Raw genomic sequence first — 17663 nt, 5'->3', positions numbered from 1 at the left:
TGAGTCTCAAGTCCACCCGTTTGCCCACAGGCCATGTCTCAGTTGGCCGTACCAGCGAGTAACGGTCGGTTATCGCAGGTCACTTGAGCGTAGTCACCGGCTCCCGGGTTACCGGCACGGTCACGGCCGCGGGCTGCTTCCGGGTCAAGGCGACGCCGACGAGGACCACCACCATGCCGATGACGACCCGGGCGTTGAGCGCCTCGCCGAGGAACAGCGCGCCCAGCAGCACCGAGACCACCGGCAGCAGGTAGCCGACCATCGTGGCGTTCGTCGGGCCCTCGTCCTCCATGACGCGGTAGTACAGCGCGAACGCGACACCCGTCCCGAACACGCCCAGGATCACCACGGCGATCAGCGGCGGCCAGGACAGGTGCACCGGCTGCAACCCCGCCACCGGCATCGCGATCGCCGTCATGCCCGTCGCGGCCACCAGCTGGGTCGAGGAGATCTGCATCGAGGACAGGCCACGCCCCGACACCGTGCGGCCGATGTAGGCGTAGGCGACCGCGTACGACGCCGCGGCGGCCAAGCACGCGAGCGCGCCCCAGCTGGCCATGCCGGCCTTCTGCCACGGCGCGAAGATGAGCAGCACGCCCGCGAAGCCGAGCACGAGGCCCGCCAACCGCGCCGGGTTGCGCTGCCGCTCCGTGCCCAGGACCAGACCGATGCCCAGGGCCCACAGCGGCGTGGTGGCGTTGAGCACACCGGCGACACCCGAGTCCACGGTCTGCTCGCCGATCGCGAACAGCGCGAACGGGAGCGCGGTGCTGAAGAACGCGGCGAGGACCAGGTGCCGCCAGGACGGCTTGTCCCGGGGCAGCCGCTGCTTGTTCCAGTACACCAGCGCGACCAGCACCAACGTGCCGAGGGCGGTGCGGGTGAAGGTGATCTGGATCGGCGAGAGGCCGGTCAGTGCGATCTTGATCCACAGGAAGCTGGAACCCCAGATGAGGGCCAGTACACCCATCCTGATCAGCGTGCCGGGCTTGTTCACGAGTCCACTTTGCGTGGTCGCTGCCATCAGCACAAGTGAATAGAACTGCACTATCCTTAAGCACAGCTGTAAGGTCGGGTCATGTTGGACGTGCGACGCATGCAGGTGCTCCGGGCCGTCGTGGCCACCGGTTCCATCACCGCCGCGGCGGTGAACCTCGGGTACACGCCCTCGGCCGTCAGCCAGCAGGTGACGGCCCTGGAGAAGCAGGCGGGCCTACCGCTGCTGGACCGGGTCGGACGGGGCGTGCGCCCGACCGTGGCGGGCCGGATGCTCACCGAGCACGCCGCGCACATCGCCGACCGGCTGGTCGAGGCCGAGTCGGCGCTCGCCGACCTGCGCGCGGGCCGGACCGGGCGGCTCCGGGTGCGGTACTTCGCCACCGCCGGCGCGGCTCTGGTGCCGCCCGCCGTGGCGCTGTTCCGGGCCAGCCACGCCGACGTCCGGCTGGACCTCAAGCTGACCGAGCCGGTCGACCCGATGGTCGAGGTCGAGGCGGGCCGCGCCGACGTGGCCATCGTCGTCCACCACGGCGACAGCGAACCGCCGCGCGGCGTGCACCTCGTGCACCTGATGGACGACCCGTACCTGGCCGTGCTGCGGCGTGGGCACGAGCTGACCCGCAAGCGCGTGATCGACCTCGCCGACCTGGCGGAGGAGCCGTGGGTGGACGCGGTGATGTCGCCCGGACCGTGCCGGGACATCGTGCTCGACGCCTGCGCGGGCGCGGGGTTCGCGCCCAACGTCGTGGTGGAGGCGGACGACTACCCGACCGCCCAGGGGTTCGTCGCGGCCGGGCTGGGCGTGACCATCGTGCCCAAGCTCAGCCTCGGCGTGATCCACCCCGGCGTGGTGATCCGGAAGCTGCGCCACCCGGAGCCCACCAGGACCATCTGCGCCGCGATCAGGGAGGACGGCGTCGGCTCACCGGCCGTGACCAGCCTGCTCGACGCGTTGAAGGCCTCGTCCCGCTAGGCGGGCTTGCGAAACACCGCCCAGGTCACGGCTGGGCGAGCAGTTCTTCCTTGTCGATGTACAGACCCTCGCCCCGCCAGGCCAGGCCGACCAGCTTGCGCTCGGAGGTGCGCGAGCCGTCCTTCATCTCGTAGTTGAGGACGATCACGTACGCGTAGTCCGTGTTCTGCGACACGTCGCCGAGGGCGACCGACTTCACCCGGTCCCACCGGCTCTTGTGGCCCGCAAGCCCGCCGGACGACGCCTTCATCTTGTCGCTGAGGCGGCTGAAGGACCCGTCCACGTCCTCCGGGAGCATGCCGAAGTAGTCCCGGACCGTCTGCTCCTGCTGCGCGGGCGTCGGGTCGGTGGTGATCTTGAGGGGCGGGTTGACCGGCTTCTTCGACGGTGTCATCGAGGCCGAACCGCCCGCTTCGACGGCCGTGGTCGACGTGACCGCACCGGCCTGCTTGTCGTTGGGATCGCCGTTGGACAGCATGCTGGCCAGCAGGATGCCGACGACGGCCGCGCCCGCGACGGCGAGGGCGGTCACAATGGCGGACCGCTTGCCCTTCAGCATCGGACCGCCGTTGGAGGCGGAGGCCGGCCTCGGCGTGCCGGACGGACGGGCGGGCTGCGGGTTGTGGCGCTGTTGCCGCTGCGGCGCGGGCTGGGGCGCGGGCGCCACCCTCGTCGCCGCGGGCTGCGGGTTGTGCTGGGCGGGGTTGTGCCGGTCGGCCGGCGCACGGGCCGCCTGCACGGGCGTGCCCTGCCACGACGGCGGGTGGGACTGCGGCATCGCCATCGGGAACTCGGGCGCGGCCCGTCCCGCCGCCACCGCGGCCAACGCCTCGCGGGCTTCGGCCATGGTCGGCCGGTCCTCGGGCTCGGCGCGCAGCAGGCGCATCAGCAGCGCGGTCAGCGGACCGGCCTGCTTCGGCGGCACGACCTTGCCGGACGCGACCTGGTGCAGCAGCGCGATGGTGTTCTCGTTCAGCCCGAACGGCGGCGCGCCCTCGATCGCCGCGTACAGCGTCGACCCCAGCGAGAAGACGTCGGACGGCGGGCCCGGGTCGTACCCCTTGGCCACTTCGGGCGCGAGGTAGGCGGGCGTGCCCGCGAGCATCCCGGTCGCCGTGACGGTGACGTCGCCGGTGGCCCGGGAGATGCCGAAGTCGGTGATCTTCACCGTGCCTTCGTTGCCCAGCAGGATGTTGCCCGGCTTGATGTCGCGGTGCACGATGCCGGCGTTGTGCGCGGCTGCGAGCGCCGAGGCGACCTGCGAGCCGATCGACGCCACGTCACGGGGAGGCAGCGTGCCGCGCTCCGACAGCGCCGAGGAGAGGCTTACGGACGGCAGGTACTCCATCACCAGCCACGGCTGGCCGTCGTCCTCGGCCACGTCGTAGACCGCGATCGCGTGCGGGTGCTGGAGGCGGGCCGCGATCCGGCCCTCGCGCATCGCGCGGCGCTTCGCCTCGTCCGTGTCGGCTTCCGCGAGGCCCGGCTGGAGCAGGAGCTGCTTGACCGCGACGGTCCGGTGCAGGCGCTCGTCGTGCGCCTGCCAGACGATGCCCATCGCACCGCTGCCGATCCGCCGGCCAAGTCGGTAGCGGCCGGCAACCAGGCGGCCATCGTCGCTCACGGCGTGCTCCCAGTAGCTGCTAGGGCTTCATTCAGTGGCACACGACAAGACGCCACTAGGACAAGAACGTTGCGTCACCCGATTGGGATCGGCACCACCTTACGAGGTTCACGGAACCCCGGTCCCCGCGGTGGGGACCGACACAGTGGTCGTCGGCACGGTCGTCGTAGGCACGGGCGACGACGGGGTCGTCGTGGTCGTGCTCGGCGGAGGCGGCGGGGTCGTGGTGGTCGTCGTGGTGGTGGTCGTCGGCGGCTGGGTCGTCGTGGTCGGCTCGACCGTTACGGTCTCGGTCTCCACAGTGGTCGTCACCACAGTCGTCGTCGGCACCGTCGTGGTCGGAGTGGCCGTGGACGAACTCGTCTCGCTGACCGGGGGCGTGATCGGGTCCTTGTCGCCGAACACGCCCAACGCCACCAGCAGGAAGCCGAGCAGCAGCACCGCGCCCAGCGCCACGGCGGTGATCACCAGCGGCCGGTTGTTGGAGGACTGCGGCGGTGGCGGCGGCGGGCTGACCGGCGAGGCTCCGCCCGTCGAGCGGTGGCCGGGCCGCACCACGCGGGTCCGGTCGCCGTCCAGGAGCGCCGTGGCGCCCGCGGCGACCACCGGCGGGAACCCGGGCGAGCTGGCCGGCAGCAGGCCGGTCAGGCTCGGGTCACGGCCCTGCGCGACCGCGTTCAGCAGGTCGCGGGCCTGCGCCATGGTCGGCCGGTCCGCCGGGTCGTAGGCGAGCAGCCGCAGCAGCACGTCGGTCAGCGGGTGGTCGAGCGTCGGCGGGTTGATCCGGCCCGCCGCGACGGCGTGCAGCACACCCAGGGTGTTCTCCGACAGCCCGAACGGCGGCTCGCCCTCGGCCGCCGCGAAGAGCGTCGAGCCGAGCGAGAACACGTCCGAGGCGGGCGTCGGGTCCTGGCCGCGGGCGATCTCCGGGGCCAGGTAGGCGGGCGTGCCGGCGATCAGGCCGGTCTTGGTCACCGTGACGTCGTCGCTGGCCCGCGAGATGCCGAAGTCGGTGATCTTGACCAGGCCGTTGTCGGCGAGCAGCACGTTGCCGGGCTTCACGTCCCGGTGCACGATCCCGGCCGCGTGCGCGGCGGTCAACGCGGCGGCGGCCTGCAAGCCGATCTGCGCGACCTCGATCGGGTCCAGCGGGGCGTGCTCGGCCATCGTGTCGGCCAGGCTGTACGACGGCAGGTACTCCATGACCAGGCACGGAGCGCCGTTCTCCTCCACCACGTCGTACACCGCGATGGCGTTCGGGTGGTGCAGCTTGGCGGCGATGCGGCCCTCGCGCATGGCGCGCTGGATGGCCTCGTCCTGCTCGCGCGCCTCGAGGCTCGGCGCGAGCAGGAGCTGCTTGATCGCCACGATGCGGTTGAGGCGCTCGTCCTGCGCGCGCCACACGATGCCCATCGCGCCGCTGCCGATCCGGTCCAGGAAGCGGTAGCGGTCCGCGATGACGCGGTCCTCGTTGCTCACCGGGCCACCTCGCTGGGGCGCTGCGTGACCGCGGCAATGGCAGCAGGTCTCACGCTCGGGCTCCTCGTCGTGCGGATCGGTGCGCGGAACAGGCTAGGCCACCGCTCGCCCGCAGAGCCTACCCCGGCCGTGACTACGCCTTTCGCGCCGTTGCGCAGGTCACGTGAGCCGAGGGGTGACCGGGAAGGGATACCCGATACCGACCCGTAGGGACACCCGTTCGCACGAAGATCGCGGGATTTGCGGCCGAACGGCCTAACCGCCTGGTGAGTCGTCCGCCCAGGCGCCCCGAACCGCGTTCCCGGACACCGCGAACCGTCCGCCCGGGCGTCCCGAGCGGACCGTTGTGGACGGTGTGCCGTCAGCTCGCCGGAGCGAAGAAGTCGAAGCCGCCGAGCGGGCTCAGGATCCCGCCGAGGTCGAGGCCGATGTCCAGGCCGATGCCCGGGTCGTTCGGCTCGCTGGGCGGCGGAGGGGTGGTCGTCCCGGACGACGCGGGCGGCGGCGTGCTGGTGCTCGGCGGCGGCGCGGGCGTCGTGGTGCCGGTGCTCGTGCTCGGCGGCGGAGGGGTCGTCGTCTGCTGGCTGGTCGACGTCGGCGCCTCGGTCGCCGGCGCCTGCTCCGTGGTGGTGGTCGTCGTCTGACGCGGAGCGGGCTGCGGCGCGCGCCGGGTGGTCTGCTCGGCCGTCTGCTGCGGCGTCTGCTCGGGCGTCGTGGTGGTGGTCTCGGCCTGTGCCTGCTGCGCCTGCTGCTGCTTGGCGGCGGCTGCGCCGAGGTCCTTGGTGAGCGGGTTGGTGCCCCGCGCCGCGGCACGGGCGTCGAAGCGCACCTCGGCCAGCGGTCGCTCGTCCGGGGACGACATCAGGCTGGACGCGGAGAACGCGACGGTGCCGGCGAGCACCACGCCACCACTGGCCATCGCGACGAGCTTCGGCACGGAGAACCCGCCGCCGCGCTCTTCCTCACCAGCGCGGCCCTCGCGGCGCAGCAGCTCGGTGATGTGCAGCTCGCGGCCGGACAGGTTGGTCACCGGGGACTTGCTCGCGGCCGACGCCAGGGCGGCCGCCGAGAAGCGCACCGTCTCCTCGTCGTCGTTGATCCGCTCGGTGATCCGCGGGATGGGCTGCGTCTCCGCCTCGCGCCTGGCGAGCAGGTCGGCGACCGACAGCTTGGCCGTCGAGCCATCCTGCCGACGGCGTTTGTCGTCGTTCGACACCGCTGGAACACCTCTCCCGGGGAGTGCATTGCGCTACTGACCGGGACCATGGATACCGAATCGTGACCGTCTTCGTAACCCCTTTGAGTGAAGTTTGTTTGGCAAAGGTGTGATTTATGTACGCAGAGTCAGCGTCTGGTCAAGATTGCTACGGAGAGTCAGCTCCGTTGGGCCGATAGAACCTCGGCCGCGACGATGCGGGGCACGGTCGTGTCCGTCAACCGGAATACCTGTTCGACCCGCATCCACCGCCCGGTGCGCTCCTGCATCGACACCACCGCGAGCACCGTGCCGTCCGGCCGCAAAGTGGTCGACTCGATGGTGATCGCCTGCACGTCGTCCCACGACGCGACGAAGTCACCCGCGTCGCCGCCGAGGAGGTCCCGCGACAGCAGCCGGGACGCGTCCGCGGGGTTGGCCGGCAGCAGCTCGAAGAACCGCCGCACCACGTCCACCTGAGGGTTCGGTCCGACCACCAGGTTCGACGGCGGCACCACGACGGCCGACTCGGCCGGCGGGTCGGCGGCGGGCGGCGCACCGTGCCGCGCCGGGGCGGTGGCCGGTTGCGGTCGGGCGCCGCCCAGCTCCGCCGACAGCACGTCCGGCCGCAACGCGGACGCCCCGTTGATCGCCGCGGGCGCGGCGGCAGGGGATTGCTCGGGACCGGTGGGGCGGTTCCCCGCCAGGAAGGAGGCGGCCGAGACGGCGGCGAACAGCACGATCGCCCCGGTGGCCACACCGGCGAGCTTCACCGCCCGGGTGGGTGGCCGCCGGACCACCGGCCGTTCCTCGTCGCCGAGCAGCTCGGCCTCCAGACTGCGTCCCGCCGCGTGCCCGTGGTGCGGCATACGCACTGGTACCGGCTGTTTCCTGATCAACTCGGCCACGGTGACCGAACCCGCGCGGTTGTGCCTGCGACCGCTCGTCCTAGGGCGCTGCACTGGCGACTCCCTCGTCGTGACGTCGCCAAGACTCGTACCGTGCCTGACGGACGAGAATCCAGCTCAGCGCGGGAGTTCACTCGTTCGTGGCGACCAGTGGTCAAAAGTCATCGCTCGAACGGACGAAGGACTACGGAACGGCGCTACGGAGACGGGCGTGCGGGACGCGGGTCGCGGCGCGCGTACGGGGGCTACGCGCCGCCGACCGGGCGTTCGTCGTCTATCAGCGGAACACCGTCGGTGGTGGTGAACACCAGCTCGCGCTTCTCCGTGCTCGTCTTGCCGTCGTCGTGCGTCAGCTGCAACGTGCTCACCGTGATGCCCTTCACCGGGTCCACGCTGATCTCCGTCACCTCGATCAGCGACACGCCGCCGAACCGGGCCTCCAGCACCGCGCCGCCCTTCGGCCGGAACGCGTCGGTGACCAACGTCAACGCGGCGTCCGAGTCGTGCGCGACCTCTTCGTAGAACAGCTCGGTGCTGGCCGCGATCGCGACCGCGTCCACCACCGGCTGCGCGTCCACCGGAACCATGGTGACGTGCGGTGACGTCGACGATGGCGGCGACGTCGACGGGCCCGGCGGGTTGGTGGCGTGGTCGGTGGACGAGCTGCCGCCGGCGGCCGTGCGGTGGTCCTCGGTCGGTGCGCGCAGGCCCTCGGACGCGGCCCGGGGTCCGGGCTCACGGCCCGGCTCCGGGGTGACGGGTGGCGGCGGCGTGGTGGCGAAACCGGTCAGCAGCGGCACGTCGGTCGGGTAGCCCGGCATCCCGATCCGCTCGACCGGGCCGTGCGAGCCGACCAGCTTCACCGCCGCGATGGCCAGGCCGACCAGGACGCCCGCCGAGGACAGCACGGCGAACCACGCGGCCCGCTTCCACGTCCGGGGCGGCGTCACCGAGGCGGGCACCATGCCGATGTTGAACTTGCCGAGCCCCACCGCGTCGGTGTCGAAGAACGGGTCGGGCGGTGTCGGGTCCGGGGGTGACGGGTCCGGCGGTGAGGCGGGCAGCGGGCGCACCACCACGCGGGGCGGCGGGTGCTCCAGCTCGCCGCCCAGGCGTCGCCAGAGCGCCGCCTCGTCCTCATGCCGGTGCCGGCCCGACCGTCCTGGTTCCCCGATGTCCATAGCTGTGCAGACCCCTCCCGCCCCCTGGCCTGACGGCCCTCGCGGCCCTGTTCACCTGATCGGTTTCACGTTCACCTGGATGGCGTCGCTCAAGTGGCGCGGGGCATGGGGGTGGGACGCCGAGGACCCCGCAACTACTTCACAGTAGGTGCAGGGTCCTCGTGGAGCCGTGCGGATCAGGCCCGTGGCACCGAGCGACACACATAAGTGTGAATCTGGAGCCGTGGAGCCTGTCCGGGGCTAGCTGCCGCTGTCCAGCTTCTTCCGGGTGCTCTGCAGCGCGTTGGCGGCGGCGAAACCCGCGCCGCCGGCGATCAGCGCGCCGATGATGTCGCCCGAGGTGCCCGCGCCCGCCGTGATCAGCAGACCGACCAGCGCGATGATCGTGGTGACCCCGGCGACGGTCCACCGACTGCGCACGTACTGCGCGATGGGCGCACCCGCGGCGCGCTTGGACTTGGCGGCGGAACCGAGCATCGCGAGGTAGCCGTCGTGCGCCAGCGCGGCCAGCACACCCAGGATCGCGATGAGGCCCGTGATCAGACCGATGACTCCCATGTGCACAGTGTGCCCTCGATCAAAGCGACTGGACCATCCGTGATCGCCCTGATATCCACCTGAGGTGGAGGTCTTCTGGCACGACGCCTGCCTGGAGCACGACACGGGCGTCGGCCTGTGGGAGCTGCCCGGTCGCTGGGACTGGCTCGACGTGGCCGAGCCGCACCCGGAGAACGCGGCCCGGCTGCGCACGTTCCGGCACGCCCTGGAGCACGGTCCGGTCGCGCCGCACCTGTCCTGGTCGACCGGTCGGTTCGCCACGGACGAGGAGCTGGCGCGGGTCCACACGCGGTCTTATCTGGACGACCTCCGTGCGGCGTGCGGGCAGCGGACGGCCGTCGAGCTGAACACCGTCGTCGGCCCCGGCTCGTGGGACGCGATCCGCGCCGCCGCCGGCACCGCGCTGGCGGCGTACGAGGCGGTCGCCGCCGGTCGGACGCGCCTGGCGTACGCCCTGGTCCGCCCGCCCGGCCACCACGCCCAGCCGGACCTGGCGGACGGGTACTGCCTCGTCAACAACGCCGCGCTGGTCGCCGAGACGGCCCGTCGGGCCGGTCGCCGGGTCGCCGTCCTGGACTGGGACGTGCACCACGGCAACGGCACGCAGGAGGTGTTCCGCGGCACGCCCGACGTGCTCACCGTGTCCGTGCACATGCGGCACGGGCCGTGGGGCGCCAACCACGCGCAGACGGGGTCGCCGGCCGAGTCGGGGGCGTCGAACGTCAACGTCGAGCTGTCCCTGGGTGCGGGCGACGGCGCCTACCGAAGGGCGTTGGCGGAGATCGCCTTGCCGGCGTTGGCGGAGTTCGGCGCGGACTTCCTGGTCTGCGCCTCCGGTTTCGACGGGTCCGCGTTCGACCCGAACGGCAGGCACAACCTCACCGCCGACGGGTACCGGGCGATCGGCAGGGCGGTGGCGGAACTCGGGCTGCCGACCGTGCTCACCCAGGAGGGCGGCTACCTGCGCGGCTACTCCGCGCTGTGCCTGCACACCCTGGTGGAGGGCCTGCTGGGCCTCGACCTGCTGGAAGACCCGCTGGCCTACGTGCCCGACGACACCCAGCTAGTGGACGTGGACCTGGCAGCCGCCAGATCCACGCTCACCGACTGGGACTTCACTACCTACCCAGCGGCCCGCGGCCCAGTTTGAGCAGGATCATCGCCAGGTTGTGGCCCTCGGGGCCGAGTTCCTTGTACCGGTTGATCACGTCGATCTCGCGGTTGTGCACGATCCGCGTGCCGCCGGCGGCCATCCGCGCGGCACCGATGATCTTGGAGATCTCGATCCGGCGCTTGACCATGCGCAGCAGCTCGGCGTCCAGCTGGTCGATCTCCTCGCGCAACGCGTCGATGTCCGGTGCGGCTTCGGTGCTGTTCATCGTGATGACCTCTCGACTCTGGTGGGAGTCCCAGCCCTGGCAGCAGCGAAGCCCCGGGGTCCGAGGACTCCGGGGCTTCGTGGTGGCTTGGTTGCGCTAGCGCTCCACGGGAGCCGGAGTCCGGTTCCCGTAAAAAAACTCGAAGTGGGCCATGCGCACCGCCTCATCATGCCACAGCCGAGGACTGTCGGGGCTACCGAGTAACGTGGACAGGCGATGAGCGCCTTGTTCGACTTGCCTACAAGTCCCCCCTCCCGGCCCACCGGCTCCGCTGTCGGACGGCTGCTCGAAGACCTCAACCCGTCCCAGCGCCGGGCGGTCGAGCACGCCGGCGCCCCGTTGCTGGTCGTGGCGGGTGCGGGCTCCGGCAAGACGCGCGTGCTCACCCGCCGGATCGCCTACCTGCTCGCCGAGCGCAAGGTCCACCCCGGCGAGGTCATGGCCATCACCTTCACCAACAAGGCCGCCGCCGAGATGAAGGAACGCGTGTCCGACCTCGTCGGCGCGCGGGCCCGCTCGATGTGGGTGTCCACGTTCCACTCGATGTGCGTGCGGGTGATGCGCCGCGAGGCCAAGACCCTCGGCATGTCGTCCAACTTCTCGATCTACGACTCGGACGACACCCGCCGGCTGATCACGCTGGTGGCGCGCGACCTCGACCTGGACCCGAAGCGCTACCCGGCGCGCACGCTCGCGATCCACATCTCGAACCTGAAGAACGAGCTGGTCGACGCGGCCACCGCCAAGGAGCGCGCGACCAACGACCTGGAGCGCCGCGTCGCCGAGGTCTACGAGAGCTACCAGCGCCGGCTCGGCGAGTCGAACTCGCTGGACTTCGACGACCTGATCATGCGGACGGTCGAGCTGCTCCAGGACCACCCGGACGTGGCCGAGCACTACCACCGCCGGTTCCGGCACGTGCTGGTGGACGAGTACCAGGACACGAACCACGCGCAGTACACGCTGGTCCGCGAGCTGATCGGCACCGGCAAGGACGGCGTCCCGCCGGGCGAGCTGTGCGTGGTGGGCGACGCGGACCAGTCGATCTACGCCTTCCGCGGCGCGACGATCCGCAACATCGTGGAGTTCGAGCGGGACTACCCGCAGGCCTCCACCATCCTGCTGGAGCAGAACTACCGGTCCACCCAGACCATCCTGAGCGCCGCGAACGCGGTGATCTCGCGCAACCCCGACCGTCGTGACAAGAGGTTGTGGAGCGACCTGGGCGACGGCGAGAAGATCGTCGGCTACGTCGCGGACAACGAGCACGACGAGGCGGCGTTCGTCGCGCGCGAGATCGACCGGCTGGTGGACGGCGGCGAGGCGAACAACGGCGAGATCGCCGTGTTCTACCGGACCAACAACCAGTCGCGCGTGTTCGAGGAGATCTTCATCCGCCTCGGCCTGCCCTACAAGGTCGTCGGCGGCGTCCGGTTCTACGAGCGGCGCGAGGTGCGGGACGCGTTGGCCTACCTGCGCGCGTTGTCCAACCCGGACGACACGGTGTCCTTGCGGCGCATCCTCAACGTCCCCAAGCGCGGCATCGGCGACCGCGCGGAGGCGTGCGTGTCGACGTACGCCGAGCGCGAGCGGATCGGCTTCGCGGCGGCGTTGCGGGCGGCGGTCGAGGGCAGGGTCCCGCTGCTGAACCCGCGCTCCCGCAACGCGATCGCCGGGTTCGTCGAGCTGATGGACGAGCTGGGCGTGCTGGTCGACCGCGGCGACGACGTGGCCGACATCCTGGAGGCGGTGCTGGAGAAGACCGCCTACCGGGCCGAGTTGGAGGCCAGCGAGGACCCGCAGGACCACACCAGGGTGGAGAACCTGAACGAGTTGGTCACGGTGGCCCGCGAGTTCACCGACCTCGGCGCGGTGGCGCCCGTTCCCGAAGAGGCCGTGCCCGTCGAAGACGACGGCGTGCCGGCCGAGGGCTCGCTGGCCGCGTTCCTGGAGCGGGTGTCGCTGGTCGCGGACGCCGACTCGGTGCCGGACGCGGAGTCGGACGGCGTGGTCACGCTGATGACGCTGCACACCGCCAAGGGCCTGGAGTACCCGGTCGTGTTCTGCACCGGCTGGGAGGACGGCGTCTTCCCGCACATGCGGGCGCTGGGCGATCCGACGGAGTTGGCCGAGGAACGCCGACTCGCGTACGTCGGCATCACCCGCGCGCAGCGGCGGCTGTACCTGTCGCGGGCGCTGGTGCGCTCGGCGTGGGGCCAGCCGTCCGCGAACCCGGCGTCCCGGTTCCTGGACGAGATCCCGCCGGACCTGGTCGAGTGGCGGCGGGTGGAGCCGAAGCGCTCCGCGCCGTCCGCGCCGACGTCGTGGGGCCGCGGGTCGTCCACGCCGTCGCGCCCCGCGCCGACTAACGCCGGGTGGAAGAACACGCCGGCGGTGGCGCTGGACGTGGGCGACCGCGTGAGCCACGACAAGTACGGGCTCGGCCGGGTGGTGGCCGTGGACGGTTCGGGGCCCCGTGCGACCGCCACGATCGATTTCGGCGGCGCGGGGACGGTGCGGCTGATGCTCATCGGCGGCGTGCCCCTCGTGAAGCTCTGAGGGGCGTTCAGCGGTAGTTCGTCGTTCGGCGTCGCTTGAGGCGCGGGGTTCTCTTGCATGTGCATGCAACTCAGGCCACAATATCGGCTCGTGGACGAACGCGTTTCTTTCGTGGACTGCGCCGACGGCGAGGCGCGCCAGTGGGACCACCGGGCCGGGTGCGAGGTGCGGGCCGTGCTGGACCGGGTCGGGGACAGGTGGTCGCTGCTCGCGCTGGCGTACCTGGCCGAGCGGACGCACCGGTTCAACGAGCTGTGGCGCAAGATCGACGGCGTGAGCCGGCGGGTGATGACCGTGACGCTGCGCCAACTCGAACGGGACGGGCTGGTGCGGCGGACCGTCCACCCGACCGTGCCGCCGCGGGTGGACTACGAGCTGACGCCCCTGGGCGCGAGCCTGCACCGGACGGTCCAGGTGCTGAGCTCCTGGTCGGACCGGCACGAGGCCGAGTTGGCGGCGGCCAGGGCGACCTACGACGCCAGTGTCGGCGCGGCCTGATCGTTCATCCGGCCGTCACCCGATCGTGGCCTGATTCGAGTGCAACCCGACTCGGGTCCGCGCGTCTTTAGGGGTGTCACAAGCGGAACGGACGGGCTCATTCGGGGTGAACCGGCCGGGGGAGCCGCTTCGTGGCAACGGGGGAAGGTAGTTGGGCGGGCGCCGTGTCGGGGCGGTGGCCGTAGGAGGGGGAATCACCTTCGGGGGGCGGTTCCACCGCGGAGTTCACCGCAGTGCCGCAGTGGAGTCGCACAGTGGAAGGGCCGGGCTGCTCAGCGCAGCCCGGCCCTTCCTGTTACCCGTGTGTGTGACCAACCGTCTCAGACGCTGATGCCCTTGGAGTTCAACCAGGTCAGCGGGTTGATCTTCTTGCCGTCCGGGTTCCAGACCTCGAAGTGGAGGTGCGGGCCGGTGGAGAAGCCGCGGTTGCCCATCCGGGCGATCTGCTCGCCCGCCCGGACCCGCTGGCCCTCGTAAACGGAGTACGTGTCCACGTGGCCGTAGACGGTGACGGAGCCGTCGGGGTGCTCGACCTTGACCCAGAGGCCAAAACCGCTTGCCGGACCGGCCTCGATCACGACACCATCCGCAGCGGACAGGATCGGGGTGCCGATGGGGCCCGCGATGTCGATGCCGTAGTGCATCTCGCCCCAGCGACCGCCGAAACCGGAGGTGAAGGAGCCGGCGGCGGGGTGCGAGAACTTGGGTCGCTTCGCCTCGGCTTCGGCGGCCTCGCGGTCCTCGGTGATCTGCAGGCTCTTGACGAGCTTCTGCGCCTCGGCGGCCGAGTCGACCGTCTTGGCGACCGGCAGGACCTGCGGTGACGCGGGGCCGGTGCCGCCGACGCCGAACGCGGCAGCGCCTTCGGAGGCGTTCGCGAGCGGTGTGATCTCGTCGGACGCGGCCGGCGAGTTGGAGCCCAGAGCGTGGATCGTCTGCCCGGCGCCTGCGGCGGCGAACGCGCCGACGGCCACGGCCGCGACCACGATCCGGCCGCGCAGCGCCGAGGGCGGTGGTGGAAGCCGGTGCGTGCTCACTGGACGCGTCGAAGCGCGGTCTACCGCCTCTTCGAGCACAGCTGAACTCGTATGGCCGCCGGGGGAGCGGTGTTGAGACAAAACTTGGCCTTCCGTCTTCGGGGAGTCCGGTCGGACACCGGGCGGGGGATCCCGGTTGAGCCGGTCGGGGTACCGACTCGTCGTCCTGCTTGTGACCAGACCGTGACAACGGACCGGGGGAAGATAACGGCGCGGAGCCCCTAAGGGCAATCCCCGATGGCGATGTCTACCGAATAGCGGTCAGTGCCGATAGTCGGAGTGTGAGTGGTGACGCTGGGTCATGGTCGAGCTACGAGACCCCGTGCGTGCAGGCACGATGGGGTGATTTTGCTCGTCATCCGAACGCGTGATAGCGGTCACCACAGCCCGTAGCGTTCGGGAGTCAACAGGCAGGGATAGGTGACCTGAATCACGTATCCGGTGCTCCTCGACGAGCAACGACGGATGCGTCAACCGGGCGTTCCGCTGCGGCACGATCACCTGGTCCATCTCGCTCCAGACCACCACGAACCTCGTGCGGCACGGTCCGGACGCTTCGGCCAATTCGGACAAGAGCTCCGAACCGGGCCGGAGTTGCCTGGTCAGCGTGGTGGAGAGCAGGTACGCGGTCAGCGTGCCGGCGTGCGGGGCACCAAGGGTCACGAGCGTGCGCACGCGTGCGTCCCCGTTCAGGCGTTGCACGTAATAACGGGCGATGAGGCCGCCCAGCGAGTGTCCGACGACGTGCACCCGATCGGATCCGGTCTGCTCACAGATCCGCTCGACGTGCTCCCCCAGCAGCGCGGCCGACCGGCGGACGTCCCCCGTCAACGCGGTCAGCACGCTGTAGTTCACCGCGTGCACCACTCCGAAGCCACGCCTTCGCAGTGCCCCCGACAGCACTGCGAAGGCGGACCTGTTATCCCCGATGCCATGCACCAACACGATCGGGGTGCCCGCTGCGTCCATGGCCGAAACCACGAGGCCGCGTTGGCGGGGTGGGAGACCGTCGGTCCGGTAGGCGCGGAAGTGGCCGTCGGGCTTCAACCGCTCTTCCAGGACGCCCCACGGGTAGAGCACGGTGTGCGCCGCCAACCAGGCGGTTTCCACCGCGACGCCGCGGACACCGCCCCACGAGGCGACGGCGCGCAGCACGTCACCCGAGACGCGGAGCACCTCGCCGGAGACGTCGAGCACCTCGTCGGCCAGCTCCCGGCCGGCGCCCAGCCACGCCTCGACCACCCGCCGCACGCCACCGCCCATGCGGCTGAAGGTAGGTGATGCGGTCACCAAGTAGGGGTACCCGATGTCCTTTCCCCACATGCGCGGACCGCCGCACCGCGCTGGGGCGTTGTCTCGAAGGTCCGTGTTCGCGATGGCCGCGCCGGATGCGGGCCCTGGCGGCCCGACCCTCGGGTCCGGCCCGGTTTTGCTAGCGTCCGGGCGGTGATCCGAACCGCTGAACCGGTCTCTGCCACCCCCACGAGACTGCGGGCCGCGGTCGGGGTGGCGGTGGCGGGCGCGTTGCTCACCGCGGTGGCCCCGGCCCTCGGAGTGGTCGACGCCTCCGCCCCGCCCGCGTTCACGGCCTGGCCGCTGCTGGCGCTGCTGGCCCTACTGCCTGCGGCTTTGGCGGCACTCTTCCTCTCCCGCGGGCAAGAGCTGACGGCGGCGGCGGCTCTCGTCGCGCCTGCCGTGTTCGCCGTCGGACGGCTCCTCAACGACCTCCAGCTCGTCGTCGGCCCCATCGACGCCTCACGTCCCGAGTTGCTCCGCCCGACGAGCCTCCTGCCGCCCACCCCCACCGCGGGCGTGTGGCTGCTTCTCGCGGGTCACGTCCTCCTTATCGCTGCGGGTGTGGGCGCGATGGCCACCCTCGGCGCGGAACCGGACGTCCGCAGTGAACGCGCGAGCTTCGTGCTCCCCGCCACGGCGGGCATCGTCGCGGGCATCGGCCTGTTCACCGTGCCGTTCACCTCGTCCGACGCCCTGGTCCAGGCTCGCGGTCCGTTCGACTCGCCGACCCTGCCGATGGTGGGCGGTCTGCTCGTCACGCTCGCCGCGCCGGCCCTCGCCGTGCTCGCGGCCAGCGCCACCACGAACGAAGCCCGCAAGGGCGGACTGCTCGGCCTGGCCGCGGTCCTCCTCACCTTCGCGCTCCCGCCGATCGCCACGGCCGTCGCCGCCGACGGGATCGGCCCGGCCGTCGGCCCGTTCCTCGTCCTCGGCGCCGCCCTCGCGCTCGCGTGGCCCCAGGGTGCGGCCAAGGTCGGTACGGAGAAGGACAAGGAGGAGGTGCACGACGTCGAGCTGCCCGGCCCGCGCCGACTGCACGTCATCGCCGGCGCGCTCGGGCTGGTCGCCGCCGCGGCGGCCGTCGCGGGCGCGACGACCGACCACCTGGTCTTCCCCGCCGGCCTCACGGCTCCCACGGACTACGCCGCCCGCCTGCTCTGGCCGGCCGCGATCGCCATTGCCGTCCTCGCCGCCGCGCTGATGGTCAAGGCAGCCGTCCGGCCCGCGTTCATCGTCGCCACCGCGACCGTCCCGTTGGCGGCCGGCGGCGCGCTGGACGCCGTCTTCGCCGCCACCGAGCTGAGCGCCCAGCCGGGCGCGGGCGTCTGGTTCACCGTCGCGTCCGTCGCCGCCGGGGCAGCCGCCGCCGGCACCGCCGCCCTTGCCGGCGCGGTCGAGCGGGACGAGGTGGGCATCGCCAAGGCCGAGCCGCCGCTGCCGCTCATCGCCGGCACGATGATCGCCGCGCTGCTCGCGGTCGGCGCGTTCGCCCTGCCCGTCCTGCGGGCGTCGGACTACGTGCCGATCGGGGCGTTCGGTCTGGGTGTCGGCTCGTGGGGCCTGCTCGTGGCGTTGGTCGCCGCGGTGGTCGCCGCCGCGATCGCGCTCAAGGCCCGACCGGACCGGGGCGCCGCGCTGCTCCTAGGTGCTGCCGTCGTCACGGGCGTCCGCGCGCTGGAGTACCCGCTCACCGCCGCCCGTGCCGCCGGCGCCGTGCCCGGCCCGGGTCTGTGGCTCGCGGCAGCCGCCACGGCCGCGTTCCTGATCTCCGCCGCGCTCCGCACCGCCCGCTGAACCACGTGGCGCACCGCACAGCGCGCGGGAACCGGCTGTGAGGAAAGTGCCTGCTGAATCGGTGTGGTGATCGACCTCACCACCGTTATGACCGACTTCACGGGCGTGGGATGCGGAGTAGTCCTGGCCGGTCGATAGTGTCTTGCGAAGCCGCGTCGAGCCGGTCCCCCTCGGCTATGCCGG

The 17663-nt window shown here is 71.5% G+C and carries 15 protein-coding genes; 5 read left to right on the top strand and 10 right to left on the bottom strand.

All coding sequences use genetic code 11. The annotated features are described in order from the left end of the window. Positions 1-79: 79 nt before the first annotated feature. Positions 80-1024: a DMT family transporter gene (locus tag F4560_RS29025; RefSeq protein ID WP_184925297.1), complete on the bottom strand. Its 945-nt coding sequence runs from the start codon at positions 1022-1024 to the stop codon at positions 80-82. 54 nt (positions 1025-1078) lie between these two features. Here F4560_RS29025 and F4560_RS29020 point away from each other — a divergent pair, with 54 nt between their 5' ends. Next, positions 1079-1972 carry a LysR family transcriptional regulator gene (locus F4560_RS29020; RefSeq protein WP_184925295.1) on the top strand — a complete coding sequence of 298 codons (894 nt, stop codon included), beginning with the start codon at positions 1079-1081 and terminating at the stop codon, positions 1970-1972. Positions 1973-1997: 25 nt separating this feature from the next. Here F4560_RS29020 and F4560_RS29015 read toward each other — a convergent pair whose 3' ends face one another. The 6 genes from F4560_RS29015 to F4560_RS28990 form a co-directional block, all read right to left on the bottom strand. Beyond that, positions 1998-3596 (bottom strand): serine/threonine-protein kinase, encoded by a 1599-nt coding sequence (locus tag F4560_RS29015; protein WP_184925292.1) that lies wholly within the window; start codon positions 3594-3596, stop codon positions 1998-2000. A gap of 108 nt (positions 3597-3704) precedes the next feature. After that, entirely contained in the window at positions 3705-5075 is a 1371-nt protein-coding gene (locus F4560_RS29010) for a serine/threonine-protein kinase (RefSeq protein WP_184925289.1), read from the bottom strand. 361 nt (positions 5076-5436) lie between these two features. After that, entirely contained in the window at positions 5437-6291 is an 855-nt protein-coding gene (locus F4560_RS29005) for a hypothetical protein (protein ID WP_184925286.1), read from the bottom strand. 158 nt (positions 6292-6449) lie between these two features. Then, positions 6450-7232 (bottom strand): hypothetical protein, encoded by a 783-nt coding sequence (locus F4560_RS29000; RefSeq protein ID WP_184925283.1) that lies wholly within the window; start codon positions 7230-7232, stop codon positions 6450-6452. 191 nt (positions 7233-7423) lie between these two features. Next, on the bottom strand, positions 7424-8359 hold the full coding sequence (locus F4560_RS28995) for a hypothetical protein (RefSeq protein ID WP_184925280.1): 936 nt from the start codon (positions 8357-8359) through the stop codon (positions 7424-7426). Positions 8360-8599: 240 nt separating this feature from the next. Next, positions 8600-8917, bottom strand: coding sequence for a hypothetical protein (locus F4560_RS28990; RefSeq protein ID WP_184925277.1), 318 nt, complete (start codon positions 8915-8917; stop codon positions 8600-8602). Between the two features lie 64 nt (positions 8918-8981). Between F4560_RS28990 and F4560_RS28985 the strand changes: the two genes are divergently transcribed. Further along, positions 8982-10067: an arginase family protein gene (locus tag F4560_RS28985; protein WP_184925275.1), complete on the top strand. Its 1086-nt coding sequence runs from the start codon at positions 8982-8984 to the stop codon at positions 10065-10067. Here F4560_RS28985 and F4560_RS28980 read toward each other — a convergent pair. Continuing rightward, positions 10036-10296, bottom strand: coding sequence for a chorismate mutase (locus tag F4560_RS28980; RefSeq protein WP_184925272.1), 261 nt, complete (start codon positions 10294-10296; stop codon positions 10036-10038). The genes F4560_RS28985 and F4560_RS28980 overlap by 32 nt on opposite strands. 216 nt (positions 10297-10512) lie before the next feature. Between F4560_RS28980 and pcrA the strand changes: the two genes are divergently transcribed. Continuing rightward, positions 10513-12855 carry a DNA helicase PcrA gene (gene pcrA, locus F4560_RS28975; RefSeq protein WP_184925270.1) on the top strand — a complete coding sequence of 781 codons (2343 nt, stop codon included), beginning with the start codon at positions 10513-10515 and terminating at the stop codon, positions 12853-12855. A 90-nt stretch (positions 12856-12945) separates the two neighbouring features. Further along, complete coding sequence (locus F4560_RS28970) at positions 12946-13353, top strand: winged helix-turn-helix transcriptional regulator (protein WP_312869539.1); 408 nt, start codon at positions 12946-12948, stop codon at positions 13351-13353. Positions 13354-13673: 320 nt separating this feature from the next. Here F4560_RS28970 and F4560_RS28965 read toward each other — a convergent pair whose 3' ends face one another. Together F4560_RS28965 and F4560_RS28960 are read right to left on the bottom strand one after the other, a co-directional pair. Beyond that, positions 13674-14390: a M23 family metallopeptidase gene (locus tag F4560_RS28965; protein ID WP_312869538.1), complete on the bottom strand. Its 717-nt coding sequence runs from the start codon at positions 14388-14390 to the stop codon at positions 13674-13676. A gap of 261 nt (positions 14391-14651) precedes the next feature. Next, positions 14652-15680: an alpha/beta fold hydrolase gene (locus F4560_RS28960; protein WP_312869537.1), complete on the bottom strand. Its 1029-nt coding sequence runs from the start codon at positions 15678-15680 to the stop codon at positions 14652-14654. Between the two features lie 156 nt (positions 15681-15836). On the opposite strand from F4560_RS28960, the gene F4560_RS28955 reads away from it, so the two are divergent. Continuing rightward, entirely contained in the window at positions 15837-17480 is a 1644-nt protein-coding gene (locus tag F4560_RS28955) for a hypothetical protein (protein ID WP_184925263.1), read from the top strand. Positions 17481-17663: the final 183 nt, after the last annotated feature.

The organism is Saccharothrix ecbatanensis (genome assembly GCF_014205015.1).
In the GTDB taxonomy this organism is placed as follows: domain Bacteria; phylum Actinomycetota; class Actinomycetes; order Mycobacteriales; family Pseudonocardiaceae; genus Actinosynnema; species Actinosynnema ecbatanense.
This window is presented reverse-complemented; position numbering and strand designations above follow the sequence as displayed.

What these genes read in the sequence shown, in the direction of transcription:
- F4560_RS29025 (WP_184925297.1), bottom strand. Translation starts at nt 1,024, where the DNA reads ATGGCAGCGACCACGCAAAGTGGACTCGTGAACAAGCCCGGCACGCTG.
- F4560_RS29020 (WP_184925295.1), top strand. Translation starts at nt 1,079, where the DNA reads ATGTTGGACGTGCGACGCATGCAGGTGCTCCGGGCCGTCGTGGCCACC.
- F4560_RS28995 (WP_184925280.1), bottom strand. Translation starts at nt 8,359, where the DNA reads ATGGACATCGGGGAACCAGGACGGTCGGGCCGGCACCGGCATGAGGAC.
- F4560_RS28990 (WP_184925277.1), bottom strand. Translation starts at nt 8,917, where the DNA reads ATGGGAGTCATCGGTCTGATCACGGGCCTCATCGCGATCCTGGGTGTG.
- F4560_RS28980 (WP_184925272.1), bottom strand. Translation starts at nt 10,296, where the DNA reads ATGAACAGCACCGAAGCCGCACCGGACATCGACGCGTTGCGCGAGGAG.
- pcrA (WP_184925270.1), top strand. Translation starts at nt 10,513, where the DNA reads ATGAGCGCCTTGTTCGACTTGCCTACAAGTCCCCCCTCCCGGCCCACC.